Source organism: Aeromicrobium terrae (genome assembly GCF_008039565.1).
Taxonomy (GTDB): Bacteria; Actinomycetota; Actinomycetes; order Propionibacteriales; family Nocardioidaceae; genus Aeromicrobium; species Aeromicrobium terrae.
Map to the genome: position 1 here is coordinate 657124 of NZ_VDUX01000001.1, position 19590 is coordinate 676713.

The following is a 19590-nucleotide window of genomic DNA, read 5'->3' on the forward strand; positions in this document are numbered from 1 at the left end:
TGCCGACCCTCAGGTCAGTGGTCGTAGACCGGGACCGCGATCTCGGTGCCCATCTGCAGGGCGCCGGCGCTGGGCAGGGAGTTCAGCCGCATGATGTCGTCGACCGTCTGGCGGATGTCGCCGTTCGGGTTGGCCTCCGACGCGATCTGCCACAGCGTGTGGCCGGGGGCCACGGTGACCGTGCGGGTGTCGACCGGGGCGCCGGTGTCGTACGTGGCCGCGGTGGACGAGCCGAGCACGACCCAGAGCAGGGCGAGCAGCACGAGAGCGGCGGCGAGCACGACGATGCGCCCGCGACGCGTGAGCCGCAGCGCCGCCTGACGGGCGGGCGCCGGGACGGCGTGGAGGTGACGCACGCGGCGAGGCGTGCCGGCCAGCTCGTGGATGGTGATGCTGCTCATGGGTGCCTCCGAAGGGGAAGTGAGACGGTGCGCAGTGCGTGGTGCTCGGGATGGAGTTGGTGTGCTCGGCCGATCGCTGTTCTCGATGTCATTCGATGGTGAACAGACGTTCGATCGAACACATGTACGACGATATGGGAGCGCCCCGACAAAAGCCAGCGAAAATCGAACAGGGTGCCGCACATCGGGACATTTCGCCTGGAATCGCAGGCTGAAATTTCCCGAAAGAATGTTCGATCGCGGCGTGTCCGCGCGGGCTGCCGCCGCTCACCGGGCGGGCTCGTTCCGCCGCCGTTAGCGTCGAGACATGCCCTCCCCGATTCGCACGGTGCGCGGCGCCTGGAAGCAGGCGTCCGCCCAGCAGGCCCCGCTGCTCGCCGCCGGCGTGGCCTTCTACGCCTTCCTCTCGCTCTTCCCCGCGATGATCGCCGCCGTGATGGCGTACGGGCTCGTCGCCGACCCCGAGACGGTCGCGCGCCAGTCCGAGAAGGTGTCCGAGCACCTGCCGTCCGACGCCGCCTCCGTGGTGACCGGCCAGATGGACGAGATCGTCTCGACGAGCCCGGGGTCGCTCGGCATCGGCCTGGCGATCGCCCTCGTGCTGGCGCTCTACAGCGCGTCCGGCGGCGTGGGCAACCTCGTCACCGCGGTGAACACGATGTTCGGTTTCGACGAGGACCGCGGCCTCGTGAAGCGCAAGCTGCTCGCCCTCGGGCTGACGCTCGGCGCCATCGTCTTCATGGCCGTCACCCTGACGCTCGTCGCCGTGGTGCCCGCCGTCCTCGACGCCGTCGTCGACGTGCCCGGCCTGCGCGCCGCCCTCGAGGCCGGCCGCTGGGTCCTGCTCCTCGGTGCCGTGGTCGTCGGCATCGGCGTGCTGTTCCGGGTCGCGCCGAACCGCCCGTTCCCGGCGCCGCGTCTCGTCGGCAGGGGCGTGCTCGTCGCCAGCGCGCTGTGGGTGGCCGTGTCGGTCGGCTTCAGCCTCTACGTCGACAACTTCGGCAGCTACGGCAAGACGTACGGCGCGCTCGCCGGCGTCGTCGTGCTCCTCCTCTGGTTGTGGATCGGCATCTACGCGCTGCTGCTGGGCTCGGCGATCGAGGCCGTGCGCGAGGACGCACCGATCGAGGAGGAAGCAGAGGCCGTCCTCGTCGGCGACAGCGCCTAGCGGCCCTTGCGGATCTTCCGCTGGCCCTGGCGGCGGAGCAGCGGCTCGAGCCGCATGGTCGGGCCGGGCGCCACGCTCGTGGTGCGCATCAGGACGCCGCGCCAGGCCGGCATCGTGCGGTAGACCTTGCGCGTGCCGAACATGTCGACGAGCACCCGGGCGACGTGCGTCGGCTGCAGCAGCGTGCCGGACCGCACCAGCGACTGGGCCCGCCCGCCGGGCTCCATGTCGGCGAGCATGCGGGTGTCGACGCCGTCGGGGCAGATCGCGTGGACGCGGATCTTCTCGCCGCGCAGCTCAACGTGCAGTGAGGTGGCGAGCGACAGGACCGCGGCCTTCGTCGCCGCGTACATGCTCAGACCGGGCACCGGACCGTGCGAGCTCAGGGACGCGACGATCCCGATGTCGCCGCCCTTGAGGCCGTCGACGGCCTGCCGGCGGAACGCGTCCGTCGCGGTGCGCACTCCCCACACGACGCCCAGCAGGTTCACGTCGACGAGGGCACGGACCTGCTGCTCGGTGAGGTCGTTGAGGTCGCCGTCGTAGCCGAGGCCGGCGTTGCACACCCAGGCACCGAGCGGGGCGATCACGCGGGCCTCCTCCAGGACGCCCCGCGTCGCGTCGACGTCGGTGACGTCCAGCCCGAGCCCGAGGGCGGCGCCGATCTCGCTGGCGGTGACCTTCGCCGCCTCGACGTCGAGATCGGTGACGACGACCTGGTAGCCGCGCCCCACCAGCTCGGCCGCGACGGCCCGCCCGATGCCGCGCGCGGCCCCCGTGACCACGGCTGATCGGGGCTTTCCGGCCTTCACGAGGGTCTTCGACACGCGCTCACAGTAGGGATCCGAGCGTCCGACACGCCATCGAACATATGTTTGATCGACGCGTCCGACGCGGTTACGCTCGGCCCATGAGCGATGCAAGCAACCCGCGCCGCGGCCGTCCCCCGGGATCCCGCAACTCCGTCCGTGAGCTGCCCGACGGTCCGGTCGACGACCTCACCGGCCTCACCGCCCGCCAGCAGAAGGTGCTGGTGTTCCTGCGCGAGGAGATCGAGAAGCGCGGCTACCCGCCCAGCATGCGCGAGATCGGCGCCGCGGTCGGGCTGGCCAGCACGTCCTCCGTCGCCCACCAGCTGCAGGTGCTCGAGCGCCTCGGCTACGTGAAGCGCGACCCCAACCGCCCCCGTGCGCTGGAGATCTTCCTGCCGCAGGTGCTCAAGGCGCGGCAGTCCCTCGGCTCGGCCGAGGAGAGCGAGTTCGACGAGACCGGCATCGGCGACGCCCTTCCGGACGCCACCTACGTGCCGATGGTCGGCCGCATCGCCGCGGGCGGTCCGATCCTCGCCGAGGAGCGGGTCGAGGACGTCTTCCCGCTGCCCAAGTCGCTCGTCGGCGACGGCACGCTGTTCCTCCTGGAGGTCAGCGGCGACTCGATGATCGACGCGGCCATCTGCAACGGCGACTACGTCGTCGTGCGTCAGCAGCCGGTCGCCGAGAACGGCGAGATCGTGGCCGCCATGCTCGACGGCGAGGCCACCGTCAAGACGTTCCAGCGCAAGGACGGCCAGGTCTGGCTGCTCCCGCACAACGACGACTACTCCCCCATCGACGGCACCCACGCCACGATCCTGGGCAAGGTCACCGCGGTCCTGCGTCGCGTCTGAGGTTCGCCCTCAGCTCTTGAACGAGAGGGTGCCCACGGAGTAGCCGTGACCCTGCGTCACGTACTTCGTGTGCGTCCCGGTGAACGTGCGTCCGATGCCGCGCCACGAGTCCGGGTTGACCTCGATCCGGTAGTTGCCGGTGGCGAGACCGCGGATCTTGAAGTTGCCCTTGGAGTTCGTGTACGCCGAGCGCATCACCAGCTTGCCCTTGGTCGAGAACGCCGAGACCAGCATCTCCTTGTTGCTCTTGCCGTCGATGCGGGAGACGTGGCCGGAGATCGTGGCGCCCTGGTAGACCTTCAGGGTCTTGCTGGAGTGGATGTAGACGTCGCCGTTGTCGGACCGGTCGACGTTGAAGAGCGCGTAGCGGCCGGCCCCGTAGTGCGGGCAGACGTCGCGGTACATCCAGCCGACGTAGCCCTTGGGCACAGGCTTGCCGCCCTCGGCGTTCGTCGGGAACGGCGGGTTCGCGTAGTCGGGGTCCTTGGACCGGTTGTCCTCGGCGTACCGACCGTCGACGGTCTTCCAGCGCTCGTTGGAGCGGTCGTCCTTGAAGTACAGATTGTTGTTGTGGTAGATGCTCGGGTACCAGCGGTGGCAGCCGGTTGTCCGCCCCACCTCGGCCCAGTACTTGCCCGGGCGAACCTTGGTCATGTCGAAGTTGCCGGCCGAGCTCGCGGTTCCGGTGCGGACCTTCGGCGAGTCGAGGATCTCCTTGTTGGGGATGTACTCGCGCAGCGACACGTAGCGGTCGCTGATCTGCGGGCTGAAGCCGTCGTAGTCGAACTGGAACTTCACCGTGGCCGTCGCGTTGCGCAGCACCGGGTTGACTGTGACGTTCGGCGACTCCGACGTCAGCTCGATGAGGTGAGCAGTGCTGTACGTGTAGTCGAGGATGTCGTTGCAGCTGCCGTAGCCGCCCTCGCCGGGGCCGCCGTTCCAGGACTCGAAGTCACCGCCGGAGGCCGGCACCACGCGCACCATGTAGCGCTTGTTGTTCGCGATTGCCGGCGTGGCCGGGAGGAACCTGATGGCGAAGGAACCGGACGTCTCCTGCGACCCGTACCGGTTCGCGCAGTACGGGGAGTCCAGCTCGCGTCGCGGCGTGCCGCTCGGCGTGGTGACCGGCGGTGCGAACACCTGGACCTCACGTGCGCCGGCGACCGAGCCGGAGATCGTGCCCCAGGCGACGTCCGCGTGGAACGCGGCGTACGGCCTGACCGCGATCGTGGTGCCCTCGGTGATGGTGCGACCGCCGCCGCGCTCACCACCCACGCTCCCGCTCGAGCTCCCACGCCACCACCACGAGGTGAATTCGCCGTTCACCTCGGCGCTGACGCGCAGCTTGTAGCGCGACGTGGAGGTGGTGTTGTTGGGTCCCATCTTGACCGGGAACGTAAATGAGGAACCGTTGGAGACGGACCGCGACGACGAGAGAGTCGAGGTTTCCTTCGAGACCCTGTACAGGCTCACCTTGACACCCGAGAGGCCGGTCATGGATCCGGAGACGGTGCCGGTGATGTCCTGCTTCGTGACCAGGGGCTCCACGCCGATCCACTTGTCGTAGTCGTAGGACGACGCCAAGTCGAACTGCCGATACTCGAGCTTGACCTTGACGCTGCCGCCCACCCAGCTGTTCTGGGGCACGCCGTCGGCGTGCTTCTCGGGGTGGTACTTCAGCCTCACCGTGTCCGTGCCCCCCTTGGGGACCGAGTACCGCACTCGCTGGCTCTCGGTGTCGTCCTCCCCCTGGATGTGGACGTAGCCCGAGCACCCCTTGGACGAGAAGGAGCAGCCCAGCTTCACGGTGCCGTACCAGTAGCTGCCGCCGTTCTTGAGAACGAGCACGGACGACTTCTGCTGCACGCCCGTGTGCGTGGCGGCACCAGCAGTCGTGGTCGAGGCCTGGACGGCGACGATCACGCCGGCGAGAAGAGCGAACGTCGCGAGGATCGGGCCCCACCGCATGGCTCGAATGTTCATCGGGTTCCCGAGTCCTTCGATGTCGCGAAAAGGTCGGCTCAGGGTATCAAAGTCACGCGGGGGCGGCTGGGACGTCGAGACGACGCAGCGCGCCGAGAACGACGTCGCGATCCGTGGTGCGCCACATCGGCGGGAGCGACGCGGCGAGGAAGGATCCGTAGCGGGCGGTGACGAGCCGAGGATCCAGGATCGCGACGACGCCGCGGTCGGTGGCCCGGCGGATGAGGCGTCCGGTGCCCTGGGCCAGGAGCAGCGCCGCGTGGGCCGCCGCCACCGACATGAAGCCGTTGCCGCCGCGCTTCTCGACCAGCCGCTGGCGCGCACTCATCAGCGGGTCGTCCGGCCGCGGGAACGGGATGCGGTCGATGACGACGAGCTGGCAGGTGTCCCCCGGCAGGTCGATGCCCTGCCAGAGGCTGAGCGTGCCGAAGAGGCAGGTGCTCGGCTCCTCGGCGAAGCGCCGGGCGAGCTCGGGCAGCTGGGCGTCGCCCTGGCACCAGATGTCCAGGTCCGGCAGGCGCGGGCGGATGGCCTCGGCCGCCTCCTCGGCCGCGCGGCGCGACGAGAACAGGCCGAGGGTGCGGCCGCCGGCCGCCTCGACCAGCGCCGCGATCTCGTCGATCCGCTCGTCGCCCAGGCCGTCGCGGCCCGGCGGCGGCAGGTGGCGGGCGACGTAGAGCATGCCTTGCGAGCCGTAGTCGAACGGCGAGCCGACGTCGACGGCGGACCAGGAGTCGTCGCCCGGGTCGAGCCCGAGGGAGGCGGCCAGCGGGTCGAAGCCGCCGCCCAGCGTGAGCGTGGCGCTGGTGAGCACGACCGTCTTCTCGCCGAACAGCTTGTCGCGCAGCCGGCCGGACACGTCGATCGGCGCGACGTGCAGGCGAGGGCCGTTGCGGCTCTCGCTGAGCCACAGCACCTCGGTCTCGGCCTTCACCGCCATGCGCTCGGCCACCTGACGCACCTCGTCGACCATGCCGCGCGCCTGCTGGCGGCCGGCGTCCGGACCGCCGGGCTCGACCGGCCCTTCCGCCTTCTCCTTGGGGAACGACGACAGGCACGCGCGGGCCGAGTCGCGCACGAAGGCGAGGGCATCGGCGAGCGCCTCGTCGGGCACGTCGATGCGCCCGGGCTCCACGCGGGAGAGGACGTCGGCGAGCGTATCGGCGGCGTCGGTGAGGTCGTCGACCTCGTGGCCCTCGGCGTGCGGGCGCGCACGACGGGCGGCGCGCTCGATAACAGCGGGGTCGAGCTCGTCGGTGGCGGCCTGGGTGACCCGGGCGGCCAGCTCGTGCGCCTCGTCCACGACCACGGCGTCGTACTCCGGCAGCATCGGCACGCCGTCGATGGCGTCGATGGCCAGCAGGGCGTGATTGGTGACGACCAGGTCGGCGTGACGAGCGTCCTCGCGGGCCCGCTCGGCGAAGCACTCGAGCGCGTGGGCGCATCGGGTGGCTCCGAGGCACTCGCGGTGGTTGACGCTGACCTGCCGCCAGGCCCGGTCGGTGTGGGCCGGGGCCGAGTCACGGTCGCCGACGGCCGCGTCGGCCGCCGCCTTCTCAGCCCACTCGCGCAGCTCGACCACCTCGGCGCCCAGCGATCCCTCGGGCACCTCGACCAGGACGCCCTGGTCGTCCGGCGCCCCCTCGCGGACGCGGTGCAGGCAGGCGTAGTTGCTCCGGCCCTTCACGACCGCGTGGTGCGGCACCTCGTCCATCGTGGCCCGGGCGGCCTCCTTGAGCGCCGGGATGTCGCGCTCGACCAGCTGGTGCTGCAGGTTCAGCGTCGCGGTGGCGACGACCACGCGCTCCCCGCGCAGGAGGCTCGGCACCAGGTAGCCGAGCGACTTGCCGGTGCCGGTGCCGGCCTGCACGAGCAGGTGCGTGCCGGACTCCAGGGCGTCGCGGACGGCTTCGGCCATGGTCACCTGACCTGGGCGTTCGGTGCCCCCGACCGCCTCCACCGCCGCGTGCAGGACGGTGCGGACATCAGGCTCGGAGGGCATGCCGCGAGCCTAGTCGCGGCATCGCACGGGCACGGTCAGCCGTCCACACGCGTGTGGTCTCGATACGCCCGACTCGCTGGCGCTCGCCGGGCACTCGACCACCGTGATCGCTCTAGAGGGACTGGAGCTGGTGGGCGAGGTCCTCGGGGACGCGGGCCACGATGTGGGTGCCGTCAGCGGCGTGGTCGAGGCTCTCGATCTCGCCGGACTCGTGCACCTGGCTGAGCAGGTCGCCACGCGCGTACGGCACGACGACGTCGACGACGGTGGCCGGCCGCGGGAGGTCGGCCTCGACGGCCGACAGCAGCTCGTCGATGCCCTCGCCGGTGTGTGCGCTGACCACGACGGCGTGCGGCTCGCGGGCGAGCACCTGCTTGACCACGAGGGGGTCGGCGGTATCGGCCTTGTTGATGACGACGATCTCTGGCACCTTCTGCGCGCCGATCTCCGCGAACACCTCGCGCACCGCGGCGATCTGGCCCTCCGGGTCCGGGTGCGAGCCGTCGACGACGTGCAGGACGAGGTCGGACTCGGCGACCTCCTCCAGGGTGGAGCGGAACGCCTCGACGAGCTGGTGCGGGAGGTGCCGGACGAACCCGACGGTGTCGGACAGCGTGTAGACGCGGCCGTCGGAGGTCTGGGTGCGCCGGGTGGTGGGGTCCAGCGTGGCGAACAGCGCGTCCTCCACCAGCACGCCCGCGCCGGTGAGGCGGTTCAGCAGGCTGGACTTGCCGGCGTTGGTGTACCCGGCGATGGAGACCGACGGGATGGCGTTGCGGCGTCGGTTGGCCTTCTTGGTGTCACGCGTGGTGCGCAGCATCGCGAGCTCGCGGCGCAGCTTGGCCATCTTGGCCTGTATGCGGCGGCGGTCGGTCTCGAGCTTCGTCTCACCAGGGCCGCGGCCGCCGATGCCCTCGCCGCCCGCGGCACGGCCGCCGGCCTGACGGGACAGCTGGCCGCCCCAGCCGCGCAGGCGCTGGGTCTGGTACTGCAGCTGCGCGAGCTCGACCTGCGCCTTGCCCTCGGCGCTCTTCGCGTGCTGGGCGAAGATGTCGAGGATCAGCGCCGTGCGGTCGACGACCTTGACCTTGGTGCGGTCCTCCAGGTTGCGGAGCTGGCCCGGCGCGAGCTCGCCGTCGCAGATCACGGTGTCGGCGCCGCTGGCCTGCACGGCGTCGCGGAGCTCGTCGACCTTCCCTCGGCCGATGTACGTGGCGGGGTCGGGCTTCTGGCGACGCTGCATCAGCGCGTCGAGAACCTCCGAGCCGGCGGTCTCGGCGAGCAGCTTCAGCTCGGTGAGCGAGTTCTCGGCGTCCTCGACCGTGCCCTCGGTCCACACCCCTACGAGGACCACGCGCTCGAGGCGCAGCTGCCGGTACTCGACCTCGGTGATGTCCTCGAGCTCGGTGCGCAGCCCGGAGACGCGTCGCAGCGACTGCCGTTCCTCGAGCTCGAGTCCGTCCGTGCCCGGTTCACTCACGAGAGCCAGTCCATCTCGCCTCGGGCGACGATCTCGGCCGGTCCGGTGAGCGTGAGGGGCATTGAAGGTCCCCAGTCCACCCAGACGGTCCCCCCGGGAACGTCGACACGGCAGTGCAAGGGATCTGACGTCCGACGATCAAGAGCGTGCGCGACGACAGCTGCACATGCCCCAGTGCCGCATGAGCGCGTCTCGCCAGATCCGCGCTCATGGACACGCAGCTTGATGTGCTCGGCGTCAACCCGCTGCACGAACTCGATGTTCACGCCCTCTGGGTACACCGAATGGTCGAAATCCGGCTGGTCGACCAAGTAGCCCGCGTCGGAGAGGGAATCGACGAACGCGACCGCATGCGGGTTGCCGGTGCGAACGTCCTGGGCTTCCCACGTGCGGCCGTTGGCGCTGACCTTTGAGTAGCCGCGAACTTCTGGCAAGCCCATGTCCACGCTGAACATGTCCTCGTGCGGCGTCACGGTCTTGTCGCCACCGCGGGTTCCGATGACGATCGGCTCACCCTCCGGAACCAAGCCCTCCTGCAGGAGGTGCAGGGCAAAGACCCGGACGCCGTTGCCACACATCTCGCTCACCGAGCCGTCGGCATTGGAGTAGTCCATGAACCAGGTGGCATCAGAAGGCTCACCGAGCGCAGCGGTGCGGATGACACGCATGACGCCGTCGGCGCCGATGCCGCGCCGACGGTCGCAGAGCCCGGCCACGAAGGCAGGGTCGAGCGTGCCGTGGACCGTGCCGTCATGGTCAGGAAGCAGCACGAAGTCGTTCTCCGTGCCGTGCCCCTTGAGCCATGGAAACGTCATGGGACCAGTCTACGGGCGGGTGACGACCCCGACTGCCGCGTCGACGAGGGCCGGGTCGTCGTGTGCCAGCCACTGCACCCGAGGGTCCTGGTGGAACAGCCGGTCCTGACGCCGGGCGAACTTCCGGGTCGCGGCCACCGTCGCGTCCTTGGCCTCCCGCTCGGTGCACTCGCCCCGCAGCAGTGTCAGGACCTGCGCATACCCGAGTGCCCGCTCCGCCGTGGGGCTGCCGACGAGTCCCTGGTCGGCGAGCGCGCGCACCTCGTCGACGAGGCCGGCGGCGAACATCGCGTCGACGCGACGCGTGATGCGGTCGTCGAGCACGTCGCGCGGCACCTCGAGACCGAGCAGGACGACGTCGTCGTACACCGACTCGTGCGGGGGCAGCTCCGCGGTGAACGCCTCCCCGGTCAGCTCGATCACCTCCAGGGCGCGGACGATCCGGCGCCCGTTGCTCGGCAGGATCCGTGCGGCAGCGGCGGGGTCGGCGGCGGCGAGCCGCTCGTGCAGCGCCTCCGGCCCCACGGTCTCCAGCTCGGCGGCCCAGCGAGCCCGGACCACCGGGTCCGTCCCCGGGAAGTCCAGACGGTCGACGACGGCGCGGACGTACAGCGACGACCCGCCGACGAGGATCGGTGTCACGCCCCGCGCGCGACAGTCCTCGATCGCGGTCCGGGCCGCGCGCTGGAAGGCGGCCACCGACGCGCCCTCGGTGACGTCGAGGACGTCGAGCAGGTGGTGACGGACGCCGCCGCGATCGGCCTCGGGCAGCTTCGCCGTCCCGACGTCCATCCCCCGGTAGAGCTGCATCGAGTCGGCGTTGACGATCTCCGCGGAGCCGAGCCGCTGCGCCACGGCGATGGCGAGGTCGGACTTGCCCGACGCGGTGGGGCCGACCACGACGACGATGCGATCGAGGGCAGACATGTGCGCGATTGTCGCAGTAGTGTCCGAGACATCGGGGGCATCGGCCCGTCACGACACCGAGGAGGGACCATGGGGTTCCTGGACAAGTTCAAGGGCAAGAGCGACGAGATCAAGGACAAGGCTGAGGAGCTGATGCACGAGCACGACGACAAGGTCGACGACGCCATCGACAAGGTCGCCGACCTCGCGGACGACGCCACCAAGGGCAAGTACTCCGACCAGATCGACTCCGCGGCAGAGAAGGCGAAGGACGCCACCGAGTGACGGCTGCTAGCTGATCGTCCAGTCGGCCACCCAGTAGCCGACACCGAAGGGCGCCACGTCGCAGCGCAGCCGCGCCGCGACGTCGGTGCCCTTCGTCGCCTCTCCGAGCCGGACGAGCGTGGGAGCACCCGACGCGAGCAGCTCGCCGGCGAGGTCGAGGTCGAGGTCGGCCAGGGCCGCGGCGTCTCCCTCGGCCAGGGCGCGGGCGATCCCGGCGTCGAACGCCTCGGCGCGCTCGTCGAGGTGCCCAGGTGCGGCCAGGCTGCGTCGCGCGCTGCCGTCGGCCATCACGAGCAGGGCCACCCGGTCGTGGGAGTCGGGCACCTCGGTGGTGTACGTGCGTGGATCCTGCCAATGCACCTGGTCCAGGAGCCAGGCGCCGACGGTGAGGCTCAGCGGCAGCCCCAGCCGTGCCCCCCCGGCCCGGACGTCCACGCCGTGGCCCGCCAACGTCCCTCCGGCGGACTCGTCCGCGGTGTAGCCGGGATCGCCCGCACCGAGCACCACGACCCGGTCGGGGCTGGCACCGACCAGCGCCTCGACGGCGGCGAGCGCCTGCTCACGCACGTCGGCGAGCTCGTCGGCGGCTCCGGCGACCTCCGCCACCAGCGCCGGCGGGTGCGGGCACACGGCGGCGGCGATGATCACGCCCTCGAGGTTAGCCGTGCGACGATGACCCGGTGAACGCCCAGGGGTACCCGCCGCGGCAGGTCTGGCGGTTCCCCGCTCCCCCGGTCTGGCGCGGGTGGCTGTGGGTGTCGATCGCGGCCGGGCTGGCTGCGCTGGTGGCCATGGGCACGGCCGTCGCCGTGATCGCCGAGCTCGGCGACCGCGACTTCCCGGGCATCATCGACGACGAGCACGTCGTCGACGTCGCGCGCCGCGAGTGCAGCCTGATGACGTCCACGGTCGAGGGCATGCCCTTCGACGGGACGCCGCAGGAACGGCTCGCCGCACTCAGCGACCAGAACGTCGCCGTGCTCACCATGGTGGAGAACATCCGCCGGATCGACGCCGCCGAGCGCGCCGCGGATCGACCGGTCGACGGCTGGCTCGCAGACTGGGAGTCTCTGGTCCGCGCCCGCGCCGACTACCTCGCGCGCGTGCGTCGCGGCGGGTCCACCGCCTTCCGGGTCCCCCGTGCTCCCGACGGCTCCCCCATCACCGAGCGCATGGACCTGGCCGGCAGCAACGTCTGCGACGTGCCCGACGTCCTGCTCGAACCGCGCTCCGCGGGCGGGTCCGACGTCTAGCCGGCCTTCGCCGCGGCCTTCTTCTGCTTCTTGAACGCGCGGACCTTGCCGAGCGACTCGGCGTCGACGACGTCGGCGACCGAGCGGAAGCCCTTCTTGCCGTAGTCGCCGACGACCGTGGTCCAGCCCCGCGGCTTCACGTCGAGCTGCTTCGCCAGCAGCGCGACGAAGATCTTTGCCTTCTGCTCGCCGTAACCCGGCAGGGCCTGGAGCCGCTTCATCAGCTCCTCCCCCGACCGTGCGTCGGTCCAGATGCGGGCCGCGTCGCCGTCGTACTCGTCGACGACGTGGCGCGCGAGGGCCTGCACGCGGCCTGCCATCGACCGTCCGTAGCGGTGGATGGCCGGAGGCGTGGCACAGAGCTCGGCGAACTCGTCCGGGTCGGCGTCCGCGATGGTGGCCGGGTCGAGCGTGCCGAACCGGCCGACGATCTTCGCCGGTCCACGGAAGGCATGTTCCATGGGGTACTGCTGGTCGAGCAGCGTGCCGGTGAGCAGGGCGAACGGGTCCTCGGACAGGATCTTGTCGGCCTCGGGGTCCTGCGCGATGGTCAGCTGCGGCATGTGGTCATCCTGCCATGAGTGCCTGTCCACGCTGAGAGTGACGTTTTGACCCGGATTCTCCGGAGAACCGGGCGAAAACGTCACTCCCAGCGAATCAGCGGGCTACGGACGGACCGCAGCCTTCTGCATGTCCAGACGCACCGACCCGCTCGCGGCCTGCCGCTGCAACATCGTGACCGACGGCTCCGGCTGCGGCAGCGCTTCGCACTCCACGTCTGGACCGTCCCCGGCCTGGCGCGCCGGCCGGGCGCCCGTGAGCAGGTAGTCGGCGATGGCGTCGTCGACGCATGCGTTGCCGTTGAGCGAGTTCGCGTGCGTCGTGCCGCCCGGCACGGCGATCAGGCTCGCGTGCGGGAAGATCGACCGGACGTAGAGGCTGCCCTTGTACGGCGTGGCGGCGTCCAGCGTCTCGACGATCATCAGCAGGCTGTCCGTCTTCTTGCCGTCGATCTTCTGCGCCTTCTGCGACGGGGCCGGCCAGTGGCGGCACGGCTCGTTGAACCAGGCGTTCGCCCACGTCTCGTACGGAGCCACCGCGTGGATCGCCCAGTTGTCCCACGACCACGTCTTCCAGCTGTGCGGCCACTTCGTGTCGGTGCACTCGACGCCGAGGTACATCGCGTAGCCGTTGTCGCTGCCGTAGCCGCTCGCGTCGAGGTAGGCCGACTCCAGGGCGGCGACGTCACCGTCGTTGACGAACGCGGAGAACACGTCGGCGAGACCTGTCCAGGTGGACTGGTAGTACCCGGCGTACAGGAAGGCGTCGGACCACTCGCTGCCGCCGAGCTTGCCGCCGTCGGCCTGCACCGGGTCGGCGTAGAGCTTCTCCTCGGTGTCGTAGAAGAGGTCGTGCACCTTCGCCTGGGTGTCGCCGAGGTGGTAGACGTCGTCGTGCTCGGCGAGCCAGCCGAACCAGATGTTGATGTTCTTGTCGAACGGCGCGTCCTGCGACAGGTTGCTGTCGTACCAGACGCCGCGGGGGTCGACGGTCCCGTCGAACACGGCGCGGCGCAGGTGGCTCGGGAACAGCGACGCGTACACCTGGCCGAGGTACGTGCCGTACGAGAAGCCGTAGTAGTTGAGGGTCTTCTCCCCCAGCGCCTGGCGGATGCTGTCCATGTCCTTGGCGGCCTCGACGGTCGTGACGTGCTTGAGGATCGAGCCGTTGTTCGCCGCGCACCGGGCGGTGTAGTCGTGGGTGATCTTCATCCACGCGTTCTCGTCCTTCTTGTCCGTCGGGACGAACCGCGGGCGGTCGTAGCCGGCGCCGGCGTAGGTGTCGTCGCACGAGACGGCGGGCTTGCTGGAGCCCACGCCGCGCGGGTCGAAGCCGATCCAGTCGTAGGCCTTGCCGGCGCCCTTCGGCACGTACTCGCCGAGGACCGACAGCGTCAGGCCCGAGCCGCCGGGACCGCCCGGGTTGACCAGCATGATGCCCTGGTACTCGTCGTCCGGCACGGTGTGCTTGATGCGCGACATCGCGACGGTGATGGTCTTGCCGTCCGGCTTGGCGTAGTCGAGCGGGACGGTGACGTCACCGCACTCGGCGCCCCTGGCCCGCAGGCCGGCGCTCGCGCACTCGTGCCAGGAGATCGTGGGCGTGAAGCCCGGCTTCTTGGCGGCCACGTCGGCCGCTCCCGCGCTTGACGCGGGCAGGAAGAGCGCGCACAGCGAGATCGCCGCCAGTGCGCACAGAAGTGTTCTGCGCATGTGTCCCCCCGAGGACATCGGGCCCCGATCCGGAGCCGGTCCGGGTCAGCCTCACACGCGGTGGTTGGCCCGCGCAACAGGTGTGGTCAGTCCTCGCGGACCATCAGCACGACGTCGACCCCGGTGTCGACATCGACGCCCGTGGTGCCCGTGGAGACGAAGCCGGCGCGCTCGTAGAACTCGCGGGCGGGCGCGCTGTCGCGGTACACCCACAGGAACACCGGCTCTCGGGTCGGGACCAGGTCGAGCAGCTCGTCGGCGAGGCCGTTGCCGTGGTGGCTCGAGCTGACCAGGAGGTCCTTCAGCTCCATGCCGCGCCGATCGCCGGTGGCACCCTCGCCCCAGCTCACGACGCCGACGACCTGGCCGTCCTCGTCGGCCACGCGCACGTGGCGGCGACGCATCACGATGCGGTCGGCCCAGCGACGCCGGCGCGAGTGGCCGCCGCCGTCCAGGGCCTTCTCCTGCGGCACGACGCCGGCGTACGACTCCAGCCAGCACCGGGCCTGCAGCTCCACGATCGCGTCGAGGTCGTCGACGGTCGCGACCCGCAGCCTCAGCATGCGCAGCCCGGCGCGTCTGCCAGCACCGGCGGAGCGCCGATCCCTGGCATCCCGAGACCGACGGAACCGGTGGAGGTCTGCTGCGCCGCCTCCCAGGCGTCACCGGCGCGCGTGCGCCGATGGGTGATGCGTGGATCGTCGCTGATCAGGTGGTGCGGGGCCGCGCCGGTAATCTCGGTCTCCACGACGTCGCCCGGGCGCACCGGGTGCTCGCCCGGGTTGAAGTGCACAAGCCGGTTGTCGCGGGCGCGGCCGGTCAGGCGGTGCGTCTCGCGGTCCTTACGGCCGCCCGCGGCGGACGGGTCGGAGACCAGCAGCTCGACGGTGCGGCCGACGAGGGCGCGGTTCTCGTCCCACGCGATCTCGTCGACGAGGGCGGCCAGCCGCTCGTAGCGCTCCTGGACGACGCCCTTGGGGACCTGGTGGTCGAGCGTCGCCGCGGGCGTGCCCGGGCGTGGCGAGTACTGGAACGTGAACGCGCTCGCGAAGCGCGACTCCCGCACGACCTCGAGGGTCTGCTCGAAGTCCTCGTCGGTCTCGCCGGGGAACCCGACGATGATGTCGGTGGTGATGGCGGCGTCGGGCATCGCGGCCCGGACCCGCTCGATGATGCCGAGGTACTTGTCGCGCCGGTACGAGCGGCGCATCGCCTTCAACACGCGGTCGGACCCGGACTGCAGCGGCATGTGCAGCTGCGGCATGACGTTGGGCGTCTCGGCCATGGCGGCGATGACGTCGTCGGTGAAGTCCTTGGGGTGCGGGCTGGTGAAGCGGACCCGCTCGAGCCCGTCGATCTCACCGCACGCGCGCAGCAGCTTGCCGAACGCGAACCGGTCGCCGAGCTCGACGCCGTAGGCGTTGACGTTCTGGCCGAGCAGCGTGACCTCGACGACGCCGTCGGCGACGAGCGCCTCGACCTCGGCGAGGACGTCGCCGGGGCGGCGGTCCTTCTCCTTGCCGCGCAGGCTCGGGACGATGCAGAACGTGCAGGTGTTGTTGCAGCCGACGCTGATGGACACCCAGGCGGCGAACACCGAGTCGCGCTTGGTGGGCAGCGTGGACGGGAAGACCTCGAGCGACTCGAGGATCTCGACCTGCGCCTCCTGCTGCACCCGGGCCCGCTCCAGGAGCACCGGCAGCGACCCGATGTTGTGGGTGCCGAAGACGACGTCGACGTACGGAGCCCGGCGCGTGATGGTCTCGCGGTCCTTCTGCGCGAGGCACCCGCCGACGGCGATCTGCATGCCGGGGTGAGCGGCCTTCACCGACGCGACGTGGCCGAGGTTGCCGTACAGCTTGTTGTCCGCGTTCTCGCGGACGGCGCAGGTGTTGAAGACGACCAGGTCCGGCACGTCGTCGGCGGCGGGCTGGTAGCCGGCAGCCTCGAGCAGGCCCGACAGCCGCTCGCTGTCGTGCACGTTCATCTGGCACCCGTAGGTGCGCACCTCGTAGGTCCGGGTCATCGCAGGTCAAGCGTACGGGCGGCACCGAACGTTGGTGACGATTGGGTTGCGGTGGCCAACGACGACTGCCCGCCCACCCGACTTTGTGGATAGGTTGAGGCGCATGGTCGACACACCGATGGTGGCCATGCGGGGCGTGCAGAAGCACTTCGGCAGCCTGCATGTGCTCCAGGACATCGAGCTCGAGGTGGCCCGCGGCGAGGTCGTCGTGGTCATCGGACCGTCCGGGTCCGGCAAGTCCACCCTGTGCCGCACGATCAACCGGCTGGAGACGATCGACGCCGGCAGCATCGAGATCGACGGCCGCCCGCTGCCCGAGGAGGGCAAGGCCCTCGCCGACCTCCGCGCCGACGTCGGCATGGTGTTCCAGTCCTTCAACCTGTTCGCGCACAAGACGATCCGCGAGAACGTCACGCTCGGCCCGATCCGCGTCCGCAAGGCCTCCAAGGCCGACGCCGACCGGCGTGCCGACGAGCTGCTCGAGCGGGTCGGCATCCAGGCGCAGGCCGACAAGTACCCGGCGCAGCTCTCCGGCGGCCAGCAGCAGCGCGTCGCCATCGCCCGCGCGCTCGCGATGGATCCCAAGGTGATGCTCTTCGACGAGCCGACGTCCGCCCTCGACCCGGAGATGATCAAGGAGGTGCTCGACGTGATGGTCGACCTCGCCAAGGGCGGCATGACCATGATCGTCGTCACCCATGAGATGGGCTTCGCCCGCACCGCGGCCGACCGGGTGCTGTTCATGGCCGACGGGCGGATCGTCGAGCAGAACACCCCGGACCAGTTCTTCACGAACCCAGAGTCGGATCGAGCCAAGGACTTCCTCGGCAAGATCCTCAAGCACTGACCGACAACACGAAGGGGACACCATGAAACGCACACGACTCGCCGTCATCGCGGCAGCCGCAGCGCTCGTACTGGCGGCGTGCGGCAGCGCTGGGGAGGACGACAGCAACCCGGTCGACAACGACGTCGCGAAGGACGCCGCCAGCCAGTTCGAGGACGGCACCGCCATGAAGGCGCTCGCCGAGTCCGGCAAGGTCAAGATCGGCGTCAAGTTCGACCAGCCGGGCCTGGGCTTCAAGAAGGCCGGCGTCGACATCCCGACCGGCTTCGACGTGGAGATCGGCAAGATCATCGCCGCGAAGCTCGGCATCAAGCCCTCCGACGTCGACTGGATCGAGACGATCTCCGACAACCGCGAACCGTTCCTGCAGAAGGGCACGGTCGACTTCGTGATCGCGTCGTACTCGATCACCGACGACCGCCGCAAGGTGGTCGGCCAGGCCGGGCCCTACTACGTCACCGGCCAGCAGCTGCTGGTGAAGAAGGGCAGCAACATCAAGAGCGTCGACGACATCAAGGGCAAGGACGTCTGCTCGGTGACGGGCTCGACCTCGCTCGCGCAGGTCGAGGCCAAGGGTGCCAAGGTGAAGGGCTTCGAGACGTACTCGCAGTGCCGTGACCAGGTGCTCGACGGCAGCATCGACTCGATGACGACCGACGGCTCGATCCTGCTCGGCTACGCCGCGGAGAACCCCGACGAGCTCGAGGTCGTGGGCGACCCGTTCTCCACGGAGAACTACGGCGTCGGCTACAGCAAGGACAAGCCGGAGCTGTGCCAGTTCATCGTCGACACCATCAAGGAGGCGGAGGACAACGGCGACTGGGCGAAGGCCTTCGAGGCCACGCTCGGCAAGTCCGGGGTCGAGACCCCGGAGCCGCCGAAGATGGATCCCTGCCCCTGATCGACGGTTCGGCCGGGGCCCGCTGCGGGCCCCGGCCGTCCCTCGGGCCGTGAAAGGAGGACCGCCCGCGTGGACGTGCTGATCGACAACGCCGACGTGCTGTTCCGCGCGTTCGGCGTCACCCTGAAGCTGCTGCTGGTCTCCGGCCTCCTGTCGCTGCTGTTCGGCACCGTCCTCGCGGCCATGCGGGTCGGGCCGGTCCGTGTCCTCAACGTCGCGGGCACCGTCTACGTCAACATCTTCCGCAACAACCCGCTGCTGATCCTGCTCCTGCTGCTGTTCTTCGGGCTGCCCAAGCTCGGCATCCACTTCAGCTACTTCAACCTCAACGTCCTCGCGCTCACGCTCTACACGTCGCCGTTCATCTGCGAGGCGTTGCGGGCGGGCGTCAACTCGATCCCGATCGGCCAGGCGGAGGCGGCCCGGTCGATCGGCCTCGGCTTCACCCAGACGATGCGGCACGTGGTGCTCCCCCAGGCGTTCCGGGCCGTGGTCCCGCCGGTCGCCAGCGTGCTGATCGCCCTGACCAAGAACACCTCCCTCGTCTCGATCTTCGGCCTCCTCGACCTCACCGCCCGCATGAAGGGTCTGCTGAACGACTACCCGTCGCAGCTGTGGTGGATCTTCATCGGCATCGCCCTGTTCTACGTCGTCATCGTCGAGCTCATCTCGCTCGGCGCCGCACTGCTCGAGCGACGCTGGAGGATCGCCTGATGGCCGCCTCCGTCCTGTTCGACGCCCCCGGACCCAAGACCCGGGCGCGCCACCGTCTCTACGGCGTCGTCTCCGCCATCGTGCTGGCGGCCATCCTCGGCGCGATCATCTGGAAGCTGTGGGAGAAGGACCAGTTCGCGTACCGCTACTGGGAGCCCTTCGTCACGCCGCGGATCATCAACGTGCTGCTCGAGGGTCTCTACAAGACCGTCGGCGCCGCGATCTTCGCGGTCATCGGTGCCGTCGCCTTCGGGATCGTCTTCGGAGTCGCCAAGCTCTCGGACCACCGACTCGTCCGCTGGCCGGCGTGGGTCGTCGTCGAGTTCTTCCGGGCTGTCCCGCTGCTGATGGTCATCATCGCGACCTGGTACTACCTGGACGCTCAGCCGGGAAACCCGGCCTTCGTCGCCCTGGTCGTCGGGCTCATCCTCTACAACGGCTCGGTCATCGCCGAGATCGTCCGCGCCGGCATCAACGCCGTGCCGTCGGGACAGGCGGAGGCGGCCTACGCGATCGGCATGCGCAAGAGCCAGGTCATGCGGATCATCCTGCTGCCTCAGGCGATCAAGATCATGATTCCGGCGATCATCAGCCAGGCGATCGTCGCCCTGAAGGACACCAGCCTCGGCTACGCGATCCTGGCCCCCGGGATCACGGTGGCGGGCAAGCTCGTCTACGGCGAGTTCCGCAACACCATCCAGACCGCGCTCGTCCTGGCGGCGTTCTACATCGTCCTCAACCTGCTGCTTTCCGCGTTGGCGACGTGGGTGCAGCGCCGCTACGTCGGCGAGAAGCAGGTTGAGGTGGTTGGCGGGATCGTGCAGTCGCAGCCCGACGCGGGCGCCAGCGGTGCCGGTCTCCGAATCTGAG

Annotated in this window: 20 protein-coding genes; 8 read left to right on the forward strand and 12 right to left on the reverse strand. The window is 70.0% G+C overall.

Annotated features, from left to right (window positions below; translation table 11 throughout):
- Nucleotides 1–14 precede the first annotated feature (14 nt).
- Nucleotides 15–401: a LysM peptidoglycan-binding domain-containing protein gene (locus FHP06_RS03210; RefSeq protein ID WP_147683686.1), complete on the reverse strand. Its 387-nt coding sequence runs from the start codon at nucleotides 399–401 to the stop codon at nucleotides 15–17.
- A 307-nt stretch (nucleotides 402–708) separates the two neighbouring features.
- On the opposite strand from FHP06_RS03210, the gene FHP06_RS03215 reads away from it, so the two are divergent.
- Nucleotides 709–1569, forward strand: a complete 861-nt coding sequence (locus FHP06_RS03215) for a YihY/virulence factor BrkB family protein (protein WP_147683688.1) — start codon at nucleotides 709–711, stop codon at nucleotides 1567–1569.
- On the opposite strand, the gene FHP06_RS03220 is transcribed toward FHP06_RS03215, so the two are convergent.
- A complete protein-coding gene (locus tag FHP06_RS03220; protein WP_147683690.1) occupies nucleotides 1566–2396 on the reverse strand; it encodes an SDR family oxidoreductase in 831 nt (276 codons plus the stop codon). The genes FHP06_RS03215 and FHP06_RS03220 overlap by 4 nt on opposite strands.
- A gap of 83 nt (nucleotides 2397–2479) precedes the next feature.
- Here FHP06_RS03220 and lexA point away from each other — a divergent pair, with 83 nt between their 5' ends.
- Nucleotides 2480–3235 (forward strand): transcriptional repressor LexA, encoded by a 756-nt coding sequence (gene lexA / locus FHP06_RS03225; RefSeq protein WP_222706329.1) that lies wholly within the window; start codon nucleotides 2480–2482, stop codon nucleotides 3233–3235.
- A gap of 9 nt (nucleotides 3236–3244) precedes the next feature.
- On the opposite strand, the gene FHP06_RS03230 is transcribed toward lexA, so the two are convergent.
- From FHP06_RS03230 to miaA, 5 genes are all read right to left on the reverse strand, one after another.
- Nucleotides 3245–5218, reverse strand: coding sequence for a carboxypeptidase-like regulatory domain-containing protein (locus tag FHP06_RS03230; RefSeq protein ID WP_147683694.1), 1974 nt, complete (start codon nucleotides 5216–5218; stop codon nucleotides 3245–3247).
- A 52-nt stretch (nucleotides 5219–5270) separates the two neighbouring features.
- Nucleotides 5271–7220, reverse strand: a complete 1950-nt coding sequence (locus FHP06_RS03235; RefSeq protein ID WP_147683696.1) for an ATP-dependent DNA helicase — start codon at nucleotides 7218–7220, stop codon at nucleotides 5271–5273.
- A gap of 112 nt (nucleotides 7221–7332) precedes the next feature.
- Nucleotides 7333–8700, reverse strand: coding sequence for a GTPase HflX (gene hflX / locus FHP06_RS03240; RefSeq protein ID WP_230973386.1), 1368 nt, complete (start codon nucleotides 8698–8700; stop codon nucleotides 7333–7335).
- Nucleotides 8697–9515, reverse strand: a complete 819-nt coding sequence (dapF, locus tag FHP06_RS03245; RefSeq protein WP_147683700.1) for a diaminopimelate epimerase — start codon at nucleotides 9513–9515, stop codon at nucleotides 8697–8699. Before dapF ends, hflX begins: the two co-directional genes overlap by 4 nt.
- A gap of 9 nt (nucleotides 9516–9524) precedes the next feature.
- Nucleotides 9525–10442 (reverse strand): tRNA (adenosine(37)-N6)-dimethylallyltransferase MiaA, encoded by a 918-nt coding sequence (gene miaA / locus FHP06_RS03250; RefSeq protein WP_147683701.1) that lies wholly within the window; start codon nucleotides 10440–10442, stop codon nucleotides 9525–9527.
- 69 nt (nucleotides 10443–10511) lie between these two features.
- Here miaA and FHP06_RS03255 point away from each other — a divergent pair, with 69 nt between their 5' ends.
- Nucleotides 10512–10706, forward strand: coding sequence for an antitoxin (locus FHP06_RS03255; protein WP_147683703.1), 195 nt, complete (start codon nucleotides 10512–10514; stop codon nucleotides 10704–10706).
- 6 nt (nucleotides 10707–10712) lie between these two features.
- On the opposite strand, the gene FHP06_RS03260 is transcribed toward FHP06_RS03255, so the two are convergent.
- Nucleotides 10713–11354 carry a class III extradiol ring-cleavage dioxygenase family protein gene (locus FHP06_RS03260; RefSeq protein ID WP_147683705.1) on the reverse strand — a complete coding sequence of 214 codons (642 nt, stop codon included), beginning with the start codon at nucleotides 11352–11354 and terminating at the stop codon, nucleotides 10713–10715.
- A 32-nt stretch (nucleotides 11355–11386) separates the two neighbouring features.
- Here FHP06_RS03260 and FHP06_RS03265 point away from each other — a divergent pair, with 32 nt between their 5' ends.
- Nucleotides 11387–11959, forward strand: a complete 573-nt coding sequence (locus FHP06_RS03265; protein ID WP_147683707.1) for a hypothetical protein — start codon at nucleotides 11387–11389, stop codon at nucleotides 11957–11959.
- On the opposite strand, the gene FHP06_RS03270 is transcribed toward FHP06_RS03265, so the two are convergent.
- The 4 genes from FHP06_RS03270 to miaB all read right to left on the reverse strand — a co-directional run bounded on the left by FHP06_RS03270 (nucleotide 11956) and on the right by miaB (nucleotide 16258).
- Complete coding sequence (locus tag FHP06_RS03270; RefSeq protein ID WP_147683709.1) at nucleotides 11956–12522, reverse strand: HhH-GPD-type base excision DNA repair protein; 567 nt, start codon at nucleotides 12520–12522, stop codon at nucleotides 11956–11958. The two genes, FHP06_RS03265 and FHP06_RS03270, sit on opposite strands and share 4 nt — an antisense overlap.
- A 102-nt stretch (nucleotides 12523–12624) precedes the next feature.
- Nucleotides 12625–14232, reverse strand: coding sequence for an alpha/beta fold hydrolase (locus tag FHP06_RS03275; protein WP_147683711.1), 1608 nt, complete (start codon nucleotides 14230–14232; stop codon nucleotides 12625–12627).
- Between the two features lie 86 nt (nucleotides 14233–14318).
- Nucleotides 14319–14795, reverse strand: coding sequence for a GNAT family N-acetyltransferase (locus FHP06_RS03280; protein ID WP_147683713.1), 477 nt, complete (start codon nucleotides 14793–14795; stop codon nucleotides 14319–14321).
- Entirely contained in the window at nucleotides 14789–16258 is a 1470-nt protein-coding gene (miaB, locus tag FHP06_RS03285) for a tRNA (N6-isopentenyl adenosine(37)-C2)-methylthiotransferase MiaB (RefSeq protein WP_147683715.1), read from the reverse strand. Before miaB ends, FHP06_RS03280 begins: the two co-directional genes overlap by 7 nt.
- Nucleotides 16259–16376: 118 nt before the next feature.
- Between miaB and FHP06_RS03290 the strand changes: the two genes are divergently transcribed.
- The 4 genes from FHP06_RS03290 (at nucleotide 16377) to FHP06_RS03305 (ending at nucleotide 19589) form a co-directional block, all read left to right on the forward strand.
- The gene (locus FHP06_RS03290) at nucleotides 16377–17105 is read left to right on the forward strand and encodes an amino acid ABC transporter ATP-binding protein (protein WP_147683888.1); all 729 of its coding nucleotides are present in this window, start codon (nucleotides 16377–16379) and stop codon (nucleotides 17103–17105) included.
- Nucleotides 17106–17127: 22 nt separating this feature from the next.
- Complete coding sequence (locus FHP06_RS03295) at nucleotides 17128–18006, forward strand: glutamate ABC transporter substrate-binding protein (protein ID WP_147683717.1); 879 nt, start codon at nucleotides 17128–17130, stop codon at nucleotides 18004–18006.
- A 69-nt stretch (nucleotides 18007–18075) separates the two neighbouring features.
- Complete coding sequence (locus tag FHP06_RS03300) at nucleotides 18076–18720, forward strand: amino acid ABC transporter permease (protein WP_147683719.1); 645 nt, start codon at nucleotides 18076–18078, stop codon at nucleotides 18718–18720.
- The gene (locus FHP06_RS03305; RefSeq protein ID WP_147683721.1) at nucleotides 18720–19589 is read left to right on the forward strand and encodes an amino acid ABC transporter permease; all 870 of its coding nucleotides are present in this window, start codon (nucleotides 18720–18722) and stop codon (nucleotides 19587–19589) included. Before FHP06_RS03300 ends, FHP06_RS03305 begins: the two co-directional genes overlap by 1 nt.
- The last annotated feature ends 1 nt before the right edge of the window (nucleotide 19590 follow it).